This window comes from Herbaspirillum robiniae (genome assembly GCF_002213415.1).
In the GTDB taxonomy this organism is placed as follows: domain Bacteria; phylum Pseudomonadota; class Gammaproteobacteria; order Burkholderiales; family Burkholderiaceae_D; genus Herbaspirillum; species Herbaspirillum robiniae.
Map to the genome: position 1 here is coordinate 19,078 of NZ_NJGU01000008.1, position 20,083 is coordinate 39,160.

General features: G+C 64.7%; 17 protein-coding genes. 11 read left to right on the forward strand and 6 right to left on the reverse strand.

Translation table 11 applies throughout. The features are described from left to right. Positions 1-72: 72 nt before the first annotated feature. The 5 genes from CEJ42_RS15385 (at position 73) to CEJ42_RS24630 (ending at position 4,285) form a co-directional block, all read left to right on the forward strand. Positions 73-1,203 (forward strand): VanZ family protein, encoded by a 1,131-nt coding sequence (locus CEJ42_RS15385; protein WP_088751865.1) that lies wholly within the window; start codon positions 73-75, stop codon positions 1,201-1,203. Between the two features lie 93 nt (positions 1,204-1,296). After that, positions 1,297-1,617, forward strand: coding sequence for a (2Fe-2S) ferredoxin domain-containing protein (locus tag CEJ42_RS15390; RefSeq protein ID WP_079217948.1), 321 nt, complete (start codon positions 1,297-1,299; stop codon positions 1,615-1,617). 17 nt (positions 1,618-1,634) lie between these two features. Further along, a complete protein-coding gene (locus tag CEJ42_RS15395) occupies positions 1,635-2,297 on the forward strand; it encodes an alpha/beta hydrolase (protein ID WP_088751691.1) in 663 nt (220 codons plus the stop codon). 266 nt (positions 2,298-2,563) lie between these two features. Further along, positions 2,564-3,718 (forward strand): D-alanyl-D-alanine carboxypeptidase family protein, encoded by a 1,155-nt coding sequence (locus CEJ42_RS15400; protein WP_088751692.1) that lies wholly within the window; start codon positions 2,564-2,566, stop codon positions 3,716-3,718. A 330-nt stretch (positions 3,719-4,048) separates the two neighbouring features. Continuing rightward, complete coding sequence (locus tag CEJ42_RS24630; protein WP_129587745.1) at positions 4,049-4,285, forward strand: hypothetical protein; 237 nt, start codon at positions 4,049-4,051, stop codon at positions 4,283-4,285. A gap of 356 nt (positions 4,286-4,641) precedes the next feature. On the opposite strand, the gene ahpF is transcribed toward CEJ42_RS24630, so the two are convergent. Then, positions 4,642-6,237, reverse strand: coding sequence for an alkyl hydroperoxide reductase subunit F (ahpF, locus tag CEJ42_RS15405; protein ID WP_088751693.1), 1,596 nt, complete (start codon positions 6,235-6,237; stop codon positions 4,642-4,644). 234 nt (positions 6,238-6,471) lie between these two features. Next, complete coding sequence (gene ahpC / locus CEJ42_RS15410) at positions 6,472-7,035, reverse strand: alkyl hydroperoxide reductase subunit C (RefSeq protein ID WP_079217944.1); 564 nt, start codon at positions 7,033-7,035, stop codon at positions 6,472-6,474. Positions 7,036-7,414: 379 nt separating this feature from the next. Here ahpC and CEJ42_RS15415 point away from each other — a divergent pair, with 379 nt between their 5' ends. Beyond that, positions 7,415-7,861, forward strand: a complete 447-nt coding sequence (locus tag CEJ42_RS15415) for an acyl-CoA thioesterase (protein ID WP_088751694.1) — start codon at positions 7,415-7,417, stop codon at positions 7,859-7,861. 197 nt (positions 7,862-8,058) lie between these two features. Here CEJ42_RS15415 and CEJ42_RS15420 read toward each other — a convergent pair whose 3' ends face one another. Together CEJ42_RS15420 and CEJ42_RS15425 are read right to left on the reverse strand one after the other, a co-directional pair. Next, a complete protein-coding gene (locus CEJ42_RS15420; protein WP_088751695.1) occupies positions 8,059-9,927 on the reverse strand; it encodes a phosphoenolpyruvate carboxykinase (GTP) in 1,869 nt (622 codons plus the stop codon). 399 nt (positions 9,928-10,326) lie between these two features. After that, on the reverse strand, positions 10,327-11,217 hold the full coding sequence (locus CEJ42_RS15425) for a LysR family transcriptional regulator (RefSeq protein ID WP_088751696.1): 891 nt from the start codon (positions 11,215-11,217) through the stop codon (positions 10,327-10,329). Between the two features lie 186 nt (positions 11,218-11,403). Between CEJ42_RS15425 and CEJ42_RS15430 the strand changes: the two genes are divergently transcribed. Both CEJ42_RS15430 and CEJ42_RS15435 read left to right on the forward strand, forming a co-directional pair. Beyond that, positions 11,404-12,414: a zinc-dependent alcohol dehydrogenase family protein gene (locus tag CEJ42_RS15430; RefSeq protein WP_207760440.1), complete on the forward strand. Its 1,011-nt coding sequence runs from the start codon at positions 11,404-11,406 to the stop codon at positions 12,412-12,414. 108 nt (positions 12,415-12,522) lie between these two features. Beyond that, on the forward strand, positions 12,523-13,509 hold the full coding sequence (locus CEJ42_RS15435) for a D-2-hydroxyacid dehydrogenase family protein (protein WP_088751697.1): 987 nt from the start codon (positions 12,523-12,525) through the stop codon (positions 13,507-13,509). Here CEJ42_RS15435 and CEJ42_RS15440 read toward each other — a convergent pair. Beyond that, positions 13,487-14,251, reverse strand: a complete 765-nt coding sequence (locus CEJ42_RS15440; protein WP_088751698.1) for an L-asparaginase — start codon at positions 14,249-14,251, stop codon at positions 13,487-13,489. The genes CEJ42_RS15435 and CEJ42_RS15440 overlap by 23 nt on opposite strands. A 454-nt stretch (positions 14,252-14,705) precedes the next feature. On the opposite strand from CEJ42_RS15440, the gene CEJ42_RS15445 reads away from it, so the two are divergent. Beyond that, positions 14,706-17,297 carry a chemotaxis protein CheW gene (locus tag CEJ42_RS15445; protein WP_088751699.1) on the forward strand — a complete coding sequence of 864 codons (2,592 nt, stop codon included), beginning with the start codon at positions 14,706-14,708 and terminating at the stop codon, positions 17,295-17,297. A 101-nt stretch (positions 17,298-17,398) separates the two neighbouring features. After that, a complete protein-coding gene (locus CEJ42_RS15450) occupies positions 17,399-17,887 on the forward strand; it encodes an asparaginase domain-containing protein (RefSeq protein WP_079217937.1) in 489 nt (162 codons plus the stop codon). Between the two features lie 25 nt (positions 17,888-17,912). Here the strand turns inward: CEJ42_RS15450 and CEJ42_RS15455 are convergent, their stop codons facing one another. Next, positions 17,913-18,815 (reverse strand): LysR family transcriptional regulator, encoded by a 903-nt coding sequence (locus tag CEJ42_RS15455; protein ID WP_079217936.1) that lies wholly within the window; start codon positions 18,813-18,815, stop codon positions 17,913-17,915. A 157-nt stretch (positions 18,816-18,972) separates the two neighbouring features. On the opposite strand from CEJ42_RS15455, the gene CEJ42_RS15460 reads away from it, so the two are divergent. Then, on the forward strand, positions 18,973-20,013 hold the full coding sequence (locus CEJ42_RS15460; RefSeq protein ID WP_088751700.1) for a YeiH family protein: 1,041 nt from the start codon (positions 18,973-18,975) through the stop codon (positions 20,011-20,013). Positions 20,014-20,083: the final 70 nt, after the last annotated feature.

Consider the following 20,083-nt stretch of genomic DNA (forward strand, 5'->3'; position numbering starts at 1 on the left):
GGGGATGGGCGCCACTGCGGCGCAGCCCGAAATCGGTTACCCTCTTGCCCCATGGAAGCCAAGCACGACACCATGGTTGCCCCGGTCCCGGCGGCAAGCGCCGCTCCCGCCGCATCATCCTTCGCGCGCGTGAGCCTGTTGGTGTACACGCTGCTGATCGTCTATGCCAGCTGGTATCCGTTTTCCGGCTGGCGCGACATGGGCCTGGGCCCGTTCGACTATCTCGGCGCGCGCCTGCCTTATTACTGGACCGGCTTCGACGTCTGGACCAATGTCGCCGGCTATGCCCCGCTGGGCGCGCTGCTGGTGCTGGCGATGTATCCGCGCCTGCGCCCGCTGTGGGCGATCTGGCCGGCCACCGCCGTCGGCGTGCTGCTGTCGGCGTGCATGGAGGCGGTGCAGACCTGGCTGCCGACCCGCGTGCCCTCCAATCTCGACCTGATCACCAACTCCGCCGGCGTGTTTCTGGGCGCCATGCTGGGCGCGCTCAGCAGCCGCTATTTCCTGCGCGAGAGCCGTTTCCTGGCGATGCGCCGGCGCTGGTTCTCGGGCGAGGCCAGCCGCGGCCTGGCGGTGGCCGGCCTGTGGCCGCTGGCGCTGATCTACCCGCAGAACCACCTGTTCGGACTGGGCCACCTGGTGCCGCCGCTGTCGTCCTTCTTCTCCGACCTGTTCGACACGCCCATCGACCTTGCCACCACCTGGATCAACAACGCCCAGCTGAGCGCCGAGCAATATTGGCTGGCCGACGTCATCGTCACCGCCTGCGGCCTGACCGGCGCCGCGTTGCTGTTCTTGATGCTGCTGCGGCGCCAGGCGCCGCGCCGCCGGCTGGTGCTGCTTTACCTGCTGGCCTGCATCGCGGTGAAGTCGCTGGCCTGCGCGCTGTTCTTCGCGCCGCAGAACGCCTTCGTCTGGGTCTCGCCCAGCGCAGCCGGCGGCATCATGCTGGGTGCGATGATGGTGGCCGGCCTGTCGTTCGCGCCGCCCACCGCCCAGCGCCGGGTGGCGGCGCTGGCGCTGATCCTGAGCCTGGCGGCGACCAACGCGGTGCCGGCCAACCCCTATTACATCTCGACGCTGGAAACCTGGGTGCAGGGCAAGTTCCTGAACTTCGACGGCGCCGCCCAGTTCCTCTCGGTGCTGTGGCCCTTCCTGGCGATCTGGTTCCTCTACCATCCGGTGCACCGGAAACAAAAATGACCGGGGTGTATCATGGAGCCTTTGCCGCAATGCCGCGCCGGCCAAGGCTGACGCAGCGCTGACGCGGCGCCTGATCCACGGAGCCAACCGCACATGAGCGACAAGCCCTTCTACGAACACCACGTCTTCTTCTGCCTCAACCAGCGCAAGCCGGGCGAGCGCACCTGCTGCGCCGACAAGGGCGCGCAGGCCGCGCAGGAGCACGCCAAAAAACGCATCAAGCAGCTCGGCCTGGCCGGCGAGGGCAAAGTCCGCATCAACAAGGCCGGTTGCCTGGAGCGCTGCGAAGAAGGCCCGGTGGTGGTGATCTACCCGCAGGGCACCTGGTACACCTTCGTCGACAATGAAGACATCGACGAAATCATCGACACCCACATCGTCGGCGGCAAGATCGTCGACCGCCTGAAGATCTGAGCCCCACCCCACAAGCAATGAACGCACACACCCAGAATTTCATGATCGCGGGCGCGGTCGGCCAGCTCGAATGCGCGCTGGACCTGCCCGACGCCGAACTCTTCCCCGCCCCGGTGGGCCTGGCGCTGGTCGCCCACCCGCATCCGCTGTTCGGCGGCACCATGGACAACAAGGTCGCCCAGACGCTGGCGCGCACCTTCCTCGCGCTGGGCTATGTGGCCGTGCGCATGAATTTCCGCGGCGTCGGCAAGTCCGAGGGCGTGCATGACCACGGCGCCGGCGAGACCGACGACATGGCCCTGCTCTTGAAGCACATGCGCGCGCAATATCCCGACCTGCCGCTGGCGCTGGGCGGTTTCTCCTTCGGCACCTTCGTCCAGGCGCAGCTGCAGCAGCGCCTGCTGCAGGAAAACCCGGCCGCGGCCGCCGAGCGCCTGGCGCTGGTGGGCACCGCCGCCGGCAAATGGCCGATGCCGCCGGCGCCGGCCAACACCATCCTGATCCACGGCGAGCTGGACGACACCATCCCCCTGTCCGCGGTACTGGACTGGGCGCGCCCGCAGGAACTGCCGGTGGTGGTGATCCCGGGCTCGGACCACTTTTTTCACCGCAAGCTGCAACATATCAAGAATGTGGTGGTCGAAATGTGGCATCGCCGTCCGGCGGCGCCGCAAGCCTGATCTGCGGCCGCCGTCGCGGCGATGGGATGAACGCCGCCACCGCGGCTTCCGCGAGGGGATTTTCGGGGTAGAAGATCCAATCAAAATGGGGACGGAAGCCGCACGGCGTTTATAATTCCGGGCGTGCAATCCGTCATGCGGTTTCAACCGGATGGTTCTCCATCTGCCGCGCCGGCCGACGGCAGCCGAACCCGCCCGGCATCAATCCGATTTTCAAACCAACAGCAACGATGTTCCCCCGTGCTGGCATTTTTTCTTAGGCACCGATGAAAAAGCTTCTCGCGGCATTCGCCGCCACCGTACTTTCCATAACCACGCTCACCGCTTCCGCCCAATCCCTGCCGCCGCCGACGGTCGCCGCCAAGTCCTGGCTGCTGCTGGACGCCTCGGCCAACCAGGTGATCGCCTCGGCCGATCCGGACATGCGCGTCGAGCCGGCCTCGCTGACCAAGCTGATGACCGCCTACCTGGCCTTCGCCGCGCTGCGCGACAAGCGCCTGTCGCTGGAGCAGGAAGTCAGCGTCTCGGTGAACGCCTGGAAGGTGGATCCGAGCAGCTCGAAGATGTTCATCGAACCCAACAAGCCGGTGTCGATCGACAACCTGCTGTACGGCCTGATCTCGGTATCCGGCAATGACGCCGCCGTGGCCGTGGCCGAAGCGGTGTCCGGCACCGAAGACGCTTTCGTGCAACTGATGAACCGCGAAGCGCAGCGCCAGGGCCTGAGCAACACCCACTTCAGCAACCCGCACGGCCTGCCCAGCCCGGACACGTACACCACCGCGCGCGACCTGGCCATCCTGTGCCGCAACCTGATCAACGATTTCCCCGAGTACTACAAGCGTTATTACTCGGTGAAGAAGTTCACCTACAACAACATCACCCAACCGAACCGCAACCGCCTGCTGTGGCTGGACCCGACGGTGGACGGCATGAAGACCGGCCACACCTCCAGCGCCGGCTACTCGCTGATCACCTCGGCCCATCGCCCTGTGCCCAACGGCGAGCGCCGCCTGATCTCGGTGGTGATCGGCACCGTGTCCGACCAGGTTCGTACGCAGGAAAGCCAGAAGCTGCTGAACTGGGGCTTCCAGAACTTCGACGCCGTGAAGCTGTACGCCAAGGGCCAGCCGGTCGACACGCCTGACGTGTGGAAGGGTTCGCAGGGCAAGATCAAGGTCGGCTTCAAGAACGACGTCTACATCACCATCCCCAAGGGCACCGCCGACAAGGTGAAGACCCACCTGGACCGCAACGACCCGCTGATCGCCCCGATCTCGGAAAACGCCAAGGTCGGCACGCTGAAGGTCACCATCGACGACAAGACCGTCGCCGAACTGCCGGTGGTCGCACTGGAGTCCGTCGGCCCGGCAGGCTTCATCGGCCGCGCATGGGACTCGCTGCGATTGATGTTCAAGTAATCCGCAGTCCGCTTCAAACGAAAACGCCACCGGGATCCGGTGGCGTTTTTTATTGGCGGGAGGGATTCGATGCGCCGCCGGTTGGATGTTCGGCCCGCGGGTTGTGAAGAAATGCGATCGTGTCGGTGGTGGCATCGCGCCGGCCGGAGTGAAGCTGAGGGAAACGTGGGACTTTCTTTTCTGCTATCAACCTGCCGGTGTCGGGCGACGAACGACACTGGATCCCGGCCTTCGCCGGGATGACGGAGGTGGAGGTACGGTGTGCAGAGATTGCGGGCGGAGTCTGCACATCACCGACCGAAGCCGAGAAGCAGATGATGGGAGAGCCAAATGCTGCGTGAAGATATCGCAGACGGAATTTGCACATCACCAACCGAGGCCGAGAAGCAGATGATGGAAGAGCCAATGCTGCAGGAAGATATCGCAGGCGTAGTTTGCACATCACCGAACCGAAGCCGCAGGCAAGCAGCAAGCACAGCGAAGCCGAAGGCGAGCAAGACACAGCGCGAGGCCGAAGGCGAGCCGGATACGCTGTCCCCTTGTGGGCCAGCCGCCGGAGCGCGGTAAAAAATGGATCAGCGGGGCAGCCGGAGCGAAGCGACTCTGCCCTGCCCATTTTTTACCGCGCTCCGGCGGGAACCCCGAAGGGGCTGGCACTTAGGGGCCGCCTTTCTTTGCTTACTTTCTTTGGCGGAGCAAAGAAAGTGAGCGGCTGCCGGGCCGCTCCCGGCGCTCCGTTCCGACCGGAGAAAGATAAGCACAAAGCCAGTACACCGGCACGCAGCAAGACCAGACTACCCAGCCCAGCTCAACCCTGCCCTACTCAACGCAATTCAACCCAATCAAGCACAGAAAAACAAAAACGCCACCGGTCCCCCGATGGCGTTTCAATGCACTACCGAACTACCGAACACTGCAACCGCTTAAGCAGCCACAGCCTCCTTGGCAACCGGCGCCTCGTCATCCACCGAAGACCGGATCAGATGATCAAACGCCGACAACGCTGCAGTAGCACCAGCCCCCACCGCAATCACGATCTGCTTGTAAGGCACCGTCGTCACGTCACCCGCAGCAAACACGCCCGGAATCGAAGTCTGGCCCTTGGCATCGATCTCGATCTCGCCGTGCTTCGACAGCGCAACGGTTCCCTTCAGCCACTCGGTGTTCGGCACCAGGCCGATCTGCACGAACACGCCTTCCAGCTCGACGTGCCTGACCTCGCCGGTCTCGCGTTCCTTGTAGCTGATGCCGTTGACCTTCTTGCCGTCACCGGTGATTTCGGTAGTCTGCGCCGAGGTGACGATGGTCACGTTCGGCAGGCTCTTCAGCTTCTTCACCAGCACCGCGTCAGCCTTCAGTTCGGCCGCGAATTCCAGCAGCGTCACATGCTGCACGAGGCCGGCCAGGTCGATCGCCGCTTCCACGCCGGAGTTGCCGCCGCCGATGACCGACACGCGCTTGCCCTTGAACAGCGGGCCGTCGCAGTGCGGGCAGTAGGCCACGCCGTGGTTGCGGTATTCGCGCTCGCCCGGCACGTTGACTTCGCGCCAGCGCGCACCCGTCGACAGGATCACGGTCTTGCCCTTGAGCACGCCGCCGTTGGCCAGCTTGACTTCGATCAGCTTGTCGCCGGCAATCAGTTGCTCGGCGCGCTGCACGTTCATGATGTCGACGTCGTAGGCCTTCACGTGCTGTTCCAGCGCGGTGGCGAATTGCGGGCCTTCGGTTTCCTTGACGGAGACGAAGTTTTCGATGGCCAGCGTATCCAGCACCTGGCCGCCGAAACGCTCGGCCACGACACCGGTACGGATGCCCTTGCGTGCTGCGTAGATTGCGGCAGCCGCGCCGGCGGGACCGCCGCCGACGATCAGCACGTCGTACGGCTCCTTGGCGCTCAGTTCTTCACCCTTGCGGGCGGCGGCGCCGGTGTCCAGCCTGGCGAGGATTTCTTCCACGCCGGTACGGCCCTGGCCGAACACTTCGCCGTTCATGTAGACGGTCGGCACGGCCATGATCTGGCGCTGCTCGACTTCATTCTGGAACAGTGCGCCGTCGATGGTCACCGAGCGGATGCGCGGGTTGATGATGGACATCACGTTCAACGCCTGCACGACTTCCGGGCAGTTCTGGCAGGTCAGCGAGACATAGGTCTCAAAGCTGTAATCGCCGTCCAGGTTCTTGATCTGCTCGATCACCTTGTCGTCGAGCTTGATCGGGTGGCCGCCGACCTGCAGCAGGGCCAGCACCAGCGAGGTAAATTCATGGCCCATCGGGATCGCGGCGAATTCGACGCTGATATCGGTCCCGGGGCGGTTCAGTTTGAACGAAGGCGCGCGGCCGTTCGCTGCATCGCGATGCTCGACCAGCGTAATGCGGTCCGACAGCAGCACGATCTCTTGCAGGAGCTCCTGCATTTCACGGGCTTTGGCGCCATCATCCAGCGACGCGACTATCTCGATCGGCTGGGTGACCTTTTCCAGGTAGGCCTTCAATTGGGTCTTGAGATTGGCATCAAGCATGATGATTTCACTTTCCTCGTTGGGAGATTCTTGTCGTCCGGACCACGCATCGGCCTTGTGGGCTTCACACGCTTGCCTGCTGGCAGGCCCGGACGTGTACTTCTTTAATCAGTGCATTTAATTGCTGAGTGGGCGTAGCGAGCGGTCCGAGGTCTGCGGGAGAAGCGCAACCGTACGCAAGTACGGTGAGCATCGCAGCGCAGAGATCGGTCCGCGCAGTAGCCCAATCAGTAATTAGATCTTGCCGACCAGGTCCAGGGAGGGCTTCAGGGTCGCAGCGCCTTCTTCCCACTTGGCGGGGCAGACTTCACCCGGGTGCGAAGCGACGTACTGGGCAGCCTTGACCTTGCGCAGCAGTTCGGAAGCGTCACGGCCGATGCCGTTGTCGTGGATTTCCAGAACCTTGATCTGGCCTTCCGGGTTGATCACGAAGGTGCCGCGCAGTGCCAGGCCTTCTTCTTCGATCAGCACTTCGAAGTTGCGTGCCAGGGTAGCGGTCGGGTCGCCGACCAGCGGGTATTGCACCTTCTTGATGGCTTCCGAGGTGTCGTGCCATGCCTTGTGGGCGAAGTGGGTGTCGGTCGAGATGCCGTAGATTTCAACGCCCAGCTTCGAGAATTCAGCGTAGTTGTTTGCCAGATCTTCCAGTTCGGTCGGGCAGACGAAGGTGAAGTCAGCCGGGTAGAACACGAACACGGACCATTTGCCCTTCAGGGTCGCTTCGGAGATGTCGACGAACTTGCCAGCGTGGTAAGCAGTTGCCTTGAACGGTTTGATAGTGGTGTTGATCAGGGACATTTCTATTTCCTTTTTAGGGGGTTGAGTGAAGCAGTGGTGAGAATAGTAAAACGCCGAATCAAATAGATCAATTTTATTTAATCAATATTTTTAATTGGATTTAACTATCGATGTCGAGAACGATGCTATCGGACCGTCAATAGTGCGTATTGCCTGCAGGCAGCACTGCCCGCAAGAATCACATGGCGACGATGCTTGCTTCTGCAAGCCGCCGGGACGGCCAATTTCCGACTGCGATCGCTTAACATTGAAACCTCGCCGCTGCCGAGCCGGACAGCGCGGCGGCCACGAGGCGGGATTGCATCCCGCCGCCATGTTACTGCAAGGCAGGCTCTTTTGCGCACTGCGCAAGAGGGTCACGGAGACAGACAGCCCATCCATGAGCGACAACAGCAAACCCGTGCCCGGCCCACGCGCCGGCTACCGCCACTTCCATCCCATCCAGACCCGCTGGATGGACAACGACGTCTACGGCCACGTCAACAACGTCGTCTACTACAGCTGGTTCGACACGGCGGTGAACCACTACCTGGTGGCCGGCGGCGTGCTCGACATCGAGCGCAGCCCGGTGATCGGGCTGGTGATCGAGACCCGCTGCAACTATTTCGCCTCGATCGCGTTTCCCGAGCAGGTCGAGGTCGGCGTGCGGGTGGCGCATGTCGGGCGCAGCAGCGTGCGCTACGAGCTGGGCATCTTCAAGGACGGCGAGGACAGCGCGGCGGCGCAGGGGCATTTCGTCCACGTGTATGTGGACAGGGAATCGCGCCGGCCGGTAGAGATCCCGGCGAAGATGCGCGAGGCGCTGGCGAGGATTTCGCCGGATTGATTTCCCGCTACAGGCCTATCGAAGGCGTGGCGTCCGTTACGTCTCCGATATGCCCGTCGTGCGGGCGGCTCAGTCCGAACGGCCGATAAAAGACAAAGGCCGGAAATGAAAAACGCCTGCCGTGTCGCCACGGCAGGCGTCTCACTCATCACGATCCGAGTGCGCATCGGGCGGCGCCCGATGCGGCTTCCATGGCATCAGGCAGCCAGCTGCTTCTCCAGCTTGCCCTTCACGCCAACCAGCTCGGCCGGCAGCTTGTGGGCCAGCTTGTCGAACAGCTCGGCGTGCAGTTCCAGCTCCTGCTTCCATGCGGCCTTGTCGATGGAAGTGATGGTGGCGAACTGCTCGGCGGTGAAGTCGATGCCTTCCCACTGCAGGTCGGCGAAGCGCGGGGTGACGCCGAACAGGTGCTCGACGCCGCCGGTCTTCACGCCTTGCGGGTCTTCGATGCGGTCCAGCATCCACTTCAGCACGCGCATGTTGTCGCCGAAGCCCGGCCAGACGAACTTGCCGTTCTCGTCGGTGCGGAACCAGTTCACGCAGTAGATCTTGGGCAGCTCGGCCGGCGAGGCGGCGATCTTCTTGCCGATGTCCAGCCAGTGCTGGAAGTACTCGCTCATGTTGTAGCCGGCGAACGGCAGCATCGCGAACGGGTCGCGGCGCACCACGCCCTGCTGGCCGACGGCCGCGGCGGTGGTTTCCGAACCCATGGTCGCGGCCATGTAGACGCCTTCGACCCAGTTGCGGGCTTCGGTCACCAGCGGCACGGTGGTCGAGCGACGGCCGCCGAAGATGAAGGCCGAGATCGGCACGCCGGCCGGATCGTCCCAGGCCGGGTCGATCACCGGGTTCTGGGTGGCGGCGACGGTGAAGCGCGCGTTCGGGTGCGCGGCCTTGCGGCCGGTTTCCTTGCCGATTTCCGGCGTCCAGTCCTTGCCCTGCCAGTCGATCAGGTGGGCCGGGGCTTCCTTGGTCATGCCTTCCCACCAGACGTCGCCGTCGTCGGTCAGCGCGACGTTGGTGAAGATGGTGTTGGCCGAGACCGAGGCCATGCAGTTGTAGTTGCTCTTCTCGTTGGTGCCCGGCGCCACGCCGAAGTAGCCGGCTTCCGGGTTGATCGCGTACAGGCGGCCGTCGGCGCCCGGCTTGATCCAGGCGATGTCGTCGCCGATGGTGGTGACCTTCCAGCCGCCGAAGGCCTTGGGCGGGATCAGCATGGCGAAGTTGGTCTTGCCGCAGGCCGACGGGAAGGCCGCCGCGACGTAGTGCTTCTTGCCTTCAGGAGACTCCACGCCGAGGATCAGCATGTGCTCGGCCAGCCAGCCCTGGGCGCGGCCCATGGTGGAGGCGATGCGCAGCGCGAAGCACTTCTTGCCCAGCAGCGCGTTGCCGCCGTAGCCGGAACCATAGGACCAGATTTCGCGGGTTTCGGGGTAATGCACGATGTACTTGGTGGCGTTGCACGGCCATGCCACGTCTTTCTGGCCGGCGGCCAGCGGCGCGCCCACGGTATGCACGCAGGGCACGAACTCGCCGTCGGCGCCCAGCACGTCATACACGGCGCGGCCCATGCGGGTCATGATGCGCATGTTGACGGCCACGTACGGCGAGTCGGACAGCTCGACGCCGATGTGGGCGATCGGCGAACCCAGCGGGCCCATCGAGAACGGCACCACGTACAGCGTGCGGCCGGCCATGGAGCCGTCGAACAGGCCGTTCAGGGTCTGGCGCATTTCGGCCGGGTCGGTCCAGTTGTTGGTCGGGCCGGCGTCTTCCTTGTTGGGGGTGCAGATGAAGGTGCGGTCTTCGACACGCGCCACGTCGGACGGGTCGGAGCAGGCCAGGTAGCTGTTCGGGCGCTTTTCCTGGTTCAGCTTCTTCATGGTGCCGGCGGCGACCATTTCGCCGCACAGGCGGTCGTATTCCTCCTGGGAACCGTCGCACCAGTAAATGCGAGCCGGCTTGGTCAGCGCGGCGATCTCGGCGACCCAGTTGATCAGTTTCTGGTGTTTGACGTAAGCGGGAGCGTTCACTGCGGGAACACCGGCCATGAGGGGTTGGTTCATAAGTACTACCTCCAATGCCACAAAGTTAATGAATTCGTCTTGGCACGGCAGGATCGTCGTTGCTTGAAACCGGCGGGGCGGAAATCACGCCAGCCAGCGATACGGCGGTCTTGTCGACGGCGACCGCCATCCTCGGGATACCGGTCGCTGGGCCCGCAACCGTGGGTTGGCGCGGGGCTTGGCTCACTCTTCGACAGTGAAAAGTGCAAAAAGGTGGCAGGGATTGTACCCCGTAAAAAAAGAATTTACTGAAATTTGTAGCGAGAAATACCCGAGTTATGTAGTAAGTAATTACAAATTAAAAAAAATCTGTTTTTTCATTACTCAGGCGCATAACACGAATTTCCGTAGAATCCGCATAAATACTGGATTTGCGCGGGATTGCGGGCACATTGCCATTCACGTTGTGAATATCTCTTTCAAAAAATCAACAAAAACTTTCACCTTGGCCGTCTCGCGACGCCCGGATTGGTAGAGCGCGTAGATATCCGGGCCGCTCGCCTGCCAATCTTCCAGGACGGGAACCAGCTCGCCATTTCGCAGGGCCGGCACCAGCGACACCGACATCTGCTGGATGATGCCGCAGCCGGCCTTGGCGGCGGCGATCACGGACTCGACATGATCCATCTGCACCAGCCCCCGCGGAATATGCGAGCCAAGCTCGCCGTCGCGGGTGAATTTCCAGGGCCTGACCATGCGCGTGCGCGGGTTCAGGAAACCCAGGCAGGCAAACTGGTCCAGCGACTCGGGCGACGCCGGCCAGCCGTTTTGCTGCAGGAAAGCGGGCGCGGCGCAGCAGACATAGCGGGTCGACATCAGCTTGCGCGCCACCAGCCCGGAGTCCGGCAGCTCCCCGATGCGCACCAGCACGTCCACGCCCTCTTCCACCATATCGATCATGCGGTCGCCCACGGTGATGCGCAGTTCGAGTTCGGGATAACGCTGCATGAAGCGCGGCAAGGCCGGCGCCACGTACTGGCGGCTGATCACGCTGGGCAGGTCGACCCGCAGCACGCCGGCCGGGGTGGCGCCGGCGTCGCGCAGGCCGGCTTCGAGCTCGCCCATGTCGGCCAGCAGGCGCAGGGCCTGGGCGTGGCAATGGCGCCCCTCTTCGGTGAGCGACATGCTGCGGGTGGTGCGGTTGATCAGGCGCACCTTGAAATGCGCCTCCAGCGCGGCGACGTGGTTGGTGACCGATGAGGTCGACATCGAGAGTTTCTCCGCCGCGCGGCTGAAGGCGCCGGCTTCGACCACCGCACAAAACACCCTGAGCATGTCCAGCCTGTCCATCGCGACCTCCCTGTTGTTGTGGTTCGATTCTAGGCCAAGTCGGCGCCGGGATTATCCGGTTCCGCGCAATTCTGATTTCTCCGGCGCCCCGTTTTTCGGCCGCGCCCGGCTGCCTACACTGCCCTGCATCGACCGCACGGCAAGGCTGCCGGCGGCGAAACCCCATCCAACCGCAAGGAGAACGCCATGACCGTCCATACCAACAACACCATGCAAGCCGCCGTGCTCGAACGCTTCGGCGCCCCGCTCGCCCTGGCCGACGTCGAGATCCCGGCGCTGCGCCCCGGCCAGGCGCTGGTGCGCATTGCCGCCAGCGGCGTCAATCCGCTCGACACCAAGATCCAGGCCGGCAACGCCGCCCACGCCCAGGCCAGGCTTCCGGCCATCCTCGGCATCGACCTGGCCGGCACGGTAGAGGCCGTGGCGCCCGGCGAGACCCGTTTCCAGCCCGGCGACGAGGTCTACGGCATGACCGGCGGCGTGGGCGGCGTGCAGGGCTCGCTGGCCCAGTTCGCCGCGGTCGACGCCGACCTGCTGGCCATCAAGCCGCGCGGGCTGGACATGCGCCAGGCTGCCGCGCTGCCACTGATCTTCATTACCGCCTGGGAAGGCCTGGTCGACCGCGCCCGCGTGCACGCCGGCCAGAAGGTGCTGGTGCATGGCGGCGCCGGCGGCGTCGGCCATATCGCCATCCAGATCGCCCGCGCCTTCGGCGCCGAGGTGTACGCCACCGGCAGCGCCGGGCAAAAAGGGATCATCGAAAGCCTGGGCGCCGTCGCCATCGACTACCGCAGCGAGAGCGTGGACGACTATGTGGCCCGCCACACCGGCGGCGAAGGCTTCGACATCGTCTACGACACCGTCGGCGGCGCCACGCTGGACGCCTCCTTCGCCGCCGCCCGCCGTTATCACGGCCACGTGGTCAGCTGCTTGGGCTGGGGCGCGCACAAGCTGGCGCCGCTGTCGTTCCGCGCCGCCACCTACTCGGGCGTATTCACGCTGCTGCCGCTGCTGTCGGGACGCGAGCGCGCCCACCATGGCCAGATCATGCAAGAAGCAACGCGCCTGGCCGACGCCGGCGCCCTGCGCGTGCTGATGGATGAGCGCCGCTTCGCCTTGCACCAGGCCAACGAGGCGCAGGCCATCGTCGCCGCCGGCCAGGCGCGCGGCAAGCTGGTGGTCGACGTGGCCGGCTGAGCCGCCGGGCCGAGCCGAAAGGCGGCAATCGCTTTATGATGACGTCCGGGCGCCTTCATCCACCTTCGCAAGGCGCAGCTCAACCAAGGCCAAGCCACGGAGACCATCATGAAAATTGCCATCCTCGACGATTACCAGGACGCGGTGCGCCACCTCGACTGCTTCCGCATGCTCGACGGCCACGACGTCAAGGTGTTCAGCAACACCGTGCGCGGCGTGGGCCAGCTGGCCGCGCGCCTGGCGCCGTTCGACGCGCTGGTGCTGATCCGCGAGCGCAGCTCGCTGAACAAGGCACTGCTGGAAAAACTGCCGCTGCTCAAGCTGATCTCCCAGACCGGCAAGGTCAGCGGCCACATCGACGTGGCCGCCGCCAGCGAACGCGGCATCGCCATCGTCGAGGGCGTGGGCGACCCGACCGCGCCGGCCGAGCTGACCTGGGCGCTGATCATGGCGGCCATGCGCCGCGTGCCGCAGTATTGTGAAGCGCTGCGCGCCGGCGCCTGGCAACAGGTCTCGGCCACGCCGCACCACAACGTCATCGGCAGCGCGCTGAAGGGCCGCACGCTGGGCGTCTGGGGCTACGGCAAGATCGGCAGGATGGTGGCCGGCTACGGTCGCGCCTTCGGCATGAAAGTGGTGGTGTGGGGACGCGACGCCAGCCGCGAGCAGGCGACCAAGGACGGCTATGAGGCCGCATCGGACAAGGAAGATTTCTTCAGCCGCGCCGACGTGCTGACGCTGCACCTGCGCCTGAACGACGCCACCCGCGCCATCGTCAAGGCGTCCGACCTGGCCCTGATGAAGCCGACCGCCTGCTTCGTCAATACCAGCCGCGCCGAACTGGTCGAGGAAGGCGCGCTGGAATCCGCGCTGCAACAGGGCAAACCCGGCCTGGCCGCGCTCGACGTGTACGAGCGCGAACCGCTGCCGGTCGACTCGCCGCTGCTGAAGATGGATAACGTGGTGGCCGCGCCGCACCTGGGCTATGTGGAAAAGGACGGCTACGAGCTGTATTTCCGCGCCGCCTTCCAGAACATCCTCGACTACGCCGCCGGCGCGCCCAAGAACGTGCTCAATCCAGAGGTTCTGAAGTAAAGCGGTGAACGGTGCGCACCGGCGGGTTGTACTGCAAGAGCGGCGACTTGCCGGACGCCTTCCACAGATGCCGCCAGCCCGGCGGCCACGGCAGCGGCGGACCTGAGTATTCGGGCACGTTGCGCCGGATCGGGATCACCGGCAGATGCTCCGGCATCTTGCCGTTGTAGTGCCAGCCCAGGCTGTAGGCATAGTCGGGCAACAACGTGGCGCACACCAGCTCGAACCAGTTGGCGTGCTCCTCATCCTCGCCCAGGGCCTGCGCCAGGCCCTGCGGATCGAACTGCGCCAGCAGCCGCGCCAGCTCCTGGGGCGACGCGCCCGGCGTATCGCCCCAGCCCATCACCGGATTGAAGTTGTAGTCGGCCCCCGAGCCATACCAGCCCTCGCGCCAGGGCCGCTCTATCCATTGCCGCGCGCCGGCGAACAGGTGCCAGCGCCAGTGCAGGCCGGAAGGCTTGGGCCAGGTGTAAAGGTAGAGCCGCTGGTAGCCCGCGCGGTGCAGCTCGCGCACCATCGCCATCAGCCGCGCGTGCGGCATGCGGTCCGGCGGCGCGCGGCGGAACTTGATGGGCGTGCCGTCGGCGTGCTGCACTTCGTCGGACGACAGGTTCAGGTCCAGCGTGCGCACTTCGCTGCCGAAGCGCGCAGAAATCCATCCCGTCATCAGATTGACGAGCACGATCACGCCATAGCCGCGATGGCGGTGGAAGATGACGGTGCCGGGTGCCAGTGGTTTCATATCCGGTTCATTATAAGACTCATCGCAAAAAGAGATTCCGGGCGTGCCAACGCCGGAAAAAATCCCGCCAATCGGATGGCGGATTGCCACAATCCGCCATCATTCCTGTCCGCGTGAAAAGCCGCATCTGGTCTGACCGGCCTTACCTGTTTCCACGTCGCATCATTCAAAAAATCTCATGTAAAGAACTGTGGTGCGAACGCCGAATTTCAAGCTTTTCATCACGCGATAACCGGCGCCCTTGGCTACAATCCGCGGCGCGGCAAAAACACTATAAAAAATTTGCCGAAAGGGGGAGGCGCGCGGCGCTCGCTACGTCGCAGGCATGACCGGCGATTGGCACGCAATTTGCAATTCCCTCTTTTGCAAAACACAAAAAAACAAACAACAGATGTCGGAAGATCCAACATCGCAGTTCGTTGGTCTTGCGGCACTACCAGAGGGTAACAACAACATGCCACACGCCACGACCATACAGACCGAAACCTTTTTGCCGTACATGCGCGACGTCGCCAAATGCGAACAGTCGCTCCAGGAACTGAACCTCATGTGGCGCGTCATCGAAGCCTCGGCCAAGATGAACTGCCCCGCCGAAGCCAAGACCATCCTGCCCACCATGGCCGCCACCCGCTCCGGCTTCTCCCGGCTGGAACGCGAACTGGTGAGCAGCCTGGTGGAAGAAAAAGTGCGCAACGTGCTGGCCGAGATCGGCACCAAGGCGCAATACGTGATCGACATCGTGGTGCGCAACCTGTTCGAGCGCACCGCCGACGTCGGCTTTCTGGCCACCGACCGCGAGCTGTGCAATTTCGTCGCCGGCGTCACCGACTCGGCCGATGCGGCGCGCTATCGCCTGCGCGAATACCGCAACAAGTACACCGTCTACGACGAGATCATCCTGCTCGATACCGAAGGCAACGTGCTGGTGCAGATCGATCCGTCCACGCCGCTGGAACACAGCGCCGATGCGCTGATCCGGCAGACGCTGGAGTCCGAGACCTATGTCGAGACCTTCCGCGCCACCGACCTGCGCCCGGGCAAGGACCGTGCACTGATCTACTCTCGCCGCATGCATCATCCCCAAACTGGTGCGGTGATCGGCGTGCTGTGCCTGTGCTTCCACTTCGAAGAAGAGATGGCCGGCATCTTCGCCGCCCATCGCGATCCCGAGGCGCGCGCCAACATGCTGCTGCTGGATGGCGACAACCGCGTCATCTCCAGCGCCGACGACCTGTGGATCCCGCCCGGCACCGTGGTGCCGGTCAACACCGGCGGCCAGCCGCAGCTGATGATGTTCTGCGGGCGCGAATACCTGGTGCGCACCTTCGCCTCCGAGGGCTACCAGGGTTATCCGGGGCCGGTGGGTTGGCAGGGCCAGGTGATGATCCCGGTCGAGGTCGCCTTCTCCGGCATCGTCAGCGACGTGCTGTCGCGCCTGTCGCCCGAGCTGGCCGAAGGCCTGCTGTCGCACGCGCATTCTTTCTGCCCGCCGCTCTACGAGATCATGACCGCCGCCAAGACCATCCAGCGCATCGTCTGGAACGGCCAGGTGATGACCGCCGGCCAGCGCGGCGAGATGCTCAAGCTCAAAACCATCCTCGACCAGATCAGCGAGACCGGCAACCGCAGCAACGAGCTGTTCGCCCAATCCATTCACGATCTCTACCAGACGGTGCTGGCGTCCAGCATGCGCGACGCCGAGTTCAGCACCGGCCTGCTGGTCGACCTGCTGGACCGCAACCTGTACGAGCGCTCCGACGACTGCCGCTGGTGGGCGCTGACGCCCGAGCTGCGCGCCACGCTGGCGCAGGCCGAGATCGGCGACGCCGAGGCCGCCAAGCTGGGCGAGATCCTGGCCTACATCAACGGCCTCTACACGGTCTACACGCGCCTGTTCATCTACGACCGCCATGGCCGCATCGTCGCCAGCACCGGCGACGGCCTGGACGGCGTGCTCGGCAGCAGCATCGACGCGGCGACGCTGGAGCAGGTCATGTCGCTGCGCAGCCAGCAGCACTACCACGTCAGCAGCTTCGCGCCGAGCCCGCTGTACGGCGATCGCGACACCTACATCTACCATGCCGCCATCCGCGCCCTGGACAATGACGGCGAGGTGGTCGGCGGCATCGGCATCGTGTTCGACTCCGAACCGGAGCTGCGCAACATGCTGCGCGCGGGCCTGGCCGGCAAGGACAAGATGAGCGCGTTCTACGTCGACCGCGCCGGCCGCATCCTCTCCGGCACCGACGACAGCCGCCCGGTGGGCGCGACGCTGGAGATCGACCCGGCGCTGCTGCAGGTGGCCAACGGCGAAGCGCGCTCGGGCGTCATCGTGCACGACGGCCAGTACGCCATCGTCGCCGCCAGCGCCTCCAACGGCTATCGCGAATTCAAGGTCAGCGACGGCTACAAGGAAGACGTGATCGCGGTGGTGTTCCAGTGCTTCGGCGCGGTCAACGAAGGCAGCCTGCAAAACACTGGCGGCGAGTTCCTGCTGGAAAGCGAGGCGGCGTCCTCGGAGGACCTGGAATACGCCACCTTCTTCTCCGACCAGAACCTGTTCGCCATCTCGGCGGCCAGCGTGATGGAGGCGGTGCCGTATTCGTCCGTGCTGCCGACCTCGATGGGCAGCCGCGCCGAGCAGGTCGGCGTGCTCGGCCTGAACCGCGACGACCAGCACAAGGAGTTCATCTGGGTGTTCGACCTCGGCCACCTGATCCGCGGCACCCGCTCGGCGGCCACCAGCAGCAGCCAGGTGATGATCGTGCGCCACGGCGCGCACACCATCGGGCTGCTGGTCGACGAGCTGCATGCGGTGCCGCAGTTCAGCCCCGCGCAGATCATCCACACGCCCTTTGCGATGCAGGGCGAGTCGATGCTGGTGACGCAGGTGATCAAGGCCAACGGCGGCAAGCTGCTGATCCAGGCCATCGAGGTGGAGCGCCTGTTCGCCTACGTGGTCGACGGCACCATTCCGCTGCCGCCGCCGGCGCCCGAACTGGTGGCCGCGGCGCAGGCGCAGGAGCGCGAACTGATGGCGGCGTGAGCGACGCAGGTGCGCCCGGCATGGCCCGCCGGGGCGTGAAAGCAGGCGTCGTCCGTGTAAGATAGCGGACGGCGCTTTTTTCACTTCTTGATAGGACAACCATGAGCCTGCGCATCATCGCCACCGGCGGCACCTTCGACAAGCACTACGACGAGATCGCGGGCCAGCTCGACTTCGGCGCCAGCCACCTGCCTCAAGTGATTTCACGCGCGCGCATCACCGCCGAAGTGATTCTCGAAGAACTCAAGCTGCTGGATTCGCTGGAGATGCAGGACGCCGACCGCCAGCGCATCCTGGCCTGCTGCCAGAACTCCACCCAGCAGGCCATCGTCATCGTGCACGGCACCGATACCATGCAGCTGACCGCCCAGGTATTGGGCCAGGCGCTACAGGACAAGACCGTGGTGCTGACCGGCGCCATGATCCCCTACGAGATCGCCAACTCCGACGCTCTTTTCAACTTCGGTTTCGCCTGCGGCGTGGCGCAGGTGCTGCCGCCGGGCGTGTATGTCGCCATGAACGGCCAGATCTTCGCCTGGAACAAGGTGGCCAAGAACCGCAGCGCCGGCGTGTTCGAGCCGATCAGGTAAGTCACACGCCCAAGCGCTTTTCACCTCACGCCGGCGGCTGCCGGCGCGCCCACTCGCGGCAGAACTCCAGCAGCGCCGCCAGGCTCGGCGACGGCGCGCGGTGGCTGCTGACCACCATGTAGAAGTGCCGGCGCAGGACCGGCAGCGGCGTGGCCAGCTCCACCAGCTTGCCCGATTCGATCAGGTCTTCCACCACCGCGCGCGACAGGCAGCTGATGCCCAGCCCTTCGGCAGTGGCGCGCTTGATCGCCTCAGAATTGCCGAACTCGAACGAGGAAGGCAGGTGGTGCAGGTAGGGAATCAGCGCATGCTCGACCGCCTCGCGCGTGCCGGAGCCGGCCTCGCGCAGCAGCCAGTCGGCTTCGCGCAGCATCTTCAGCGTGATCTTGCGCCCGCCTTCGACAATCGGATGGCCCGGTGCGGCCACCACGATCAGTTCGTCGGTCATCCACGGCTCGACCTCGACATCGCTGGCGTGGCACGGGCCTTCGATCAGCGCCGCGTCGACTTCAAAATTGACCACCGCGTCGACGATGTCGGCGGTATTGGCGACCAGCGCGCGCACGCGGGCGCCGGCGTGGCGCTTGCGGTAGGACGAGATCATCGCCGGCAGCATGTAGCTGCCGATGGTGGTGGAGGCGCCGATATGCAGCTCGCTGCCGGAGGCGGGATCGACGAACTGGCGCTCGATGGTCTGCGCCGCGTCCAGCATGTGGCGCGCCTGCGGCAGCAGCAGGCGGCCGCTGTCGTTCAACACCAGCCGCTTGCCGACCCGGTCGAACAGCTGCACGCCGAGCAGGTGTTCCAGCTCGTTCAACGAGGCGCTGGCGGCCGACTGCGACAGCGCCACCAGCTCGGCCGCGGCCGTGGTGGTGCCGGACTGCGCCACCGCCAGGAAAATCTGCAATTGCCTCAAGGTAATTTTCATCGCATCCCCGCCCGCGCCCGGGTTCCCATCGCCCGGGACGCCGCATCAATCAACCGGTTTAATTGGTTGATATTAGCAAAATAACGCGTTTTTCTTTTATATCCGCAGCACTTACAGTGCACTCCATCAAGACAAAGAACACCGCGTGGAGAGTGAAATGCGTACCGCAAGCCATCCTCAGACCCTGCATCCGGCGCTGGCCGGCCTGGCCCTCTCGGGCGCCGTCGCCTGGGCGGCGATGAGCCTGGGCGACATCCCCTGGCTGCAAAGCCACGGCTTCTCGGCCCTGACCGTGGCCATCGTGCTGGGCATCCTGCTGGGCAATACCCTGTATCCCCGGCTGGCGCCGAGCTGCGGCGAAGGCGTGAAGTTTTCCAAGCAGATGCTGCTGCGCGCCGGCATCATCCTGTACGGCTTTCGCCTGACCTTCCAGGACATCGCCCACGTCGGCGTGACCGGCGTGGTGATCGACGCGGCGATGCTGCTGTCGACCTTCGGCCTGGCATGGCTGGTGGGGGTGAAGTTGCTCAAGCTGGAACGCGACGCCGCGCTGCTGATCGGCGCCGGCAGCTCGATCTGCGGCGCGGCGGCGGTGATGGCGACCGAACCGGTGCTGCGCGCCCGCGCCGAACAGGTCACCGTGGCCATCTCGACGGTGGTGATCTTCGGCTCGCTGGCGATCTTCCTCTACCCCCTGCTCTATACGCTGCAAACCGAACCGGCCTGGGGCGTGCGCCTGCCCGACTTCGGCATCTACATCGGCTCGACCGTGCACGAAGTGGCCCAGGTGCTGGCCGCGGCACGCTCGATCGACCAGCACACGGCCGACGTCGCGGTGATCACCAAGATGGTCCGGGTGATGATGCTGGCGCCCTTCCTGCTGATGCTGTCGATGAAGGCCGGCCCGTCGGTCGCCGGCGAACGCGGCAAGCTGTCGGTGCCCTGGTTCGCCTTCGCCTTCATCGGCGTGGTGGTGCTGAACTCCTTCATGCCGCTGCCGGACGCGCTCAACAAGATCGTGCTGCAGGCCGACACCTTCATGCTGGCCATGGCGATGGCAGCGCTGGGCCTGACCACCCATCTCTCGGCAATCCGCAATGCCGGCATCAAGCCGCTGCTGCTGGGCGCCATCCTGTTCGGCTGGCTGGTAGTGGGCGGGGCGCTGGTCAACGGCGCGCTGGGCCGGCTGCTGGGCTGACAAGCGCTGATGCCGCGCCCCGGCGGCAATAAAAAAAGCGCGGCCTGTCATGGGCCGCGCTTTTTTCATG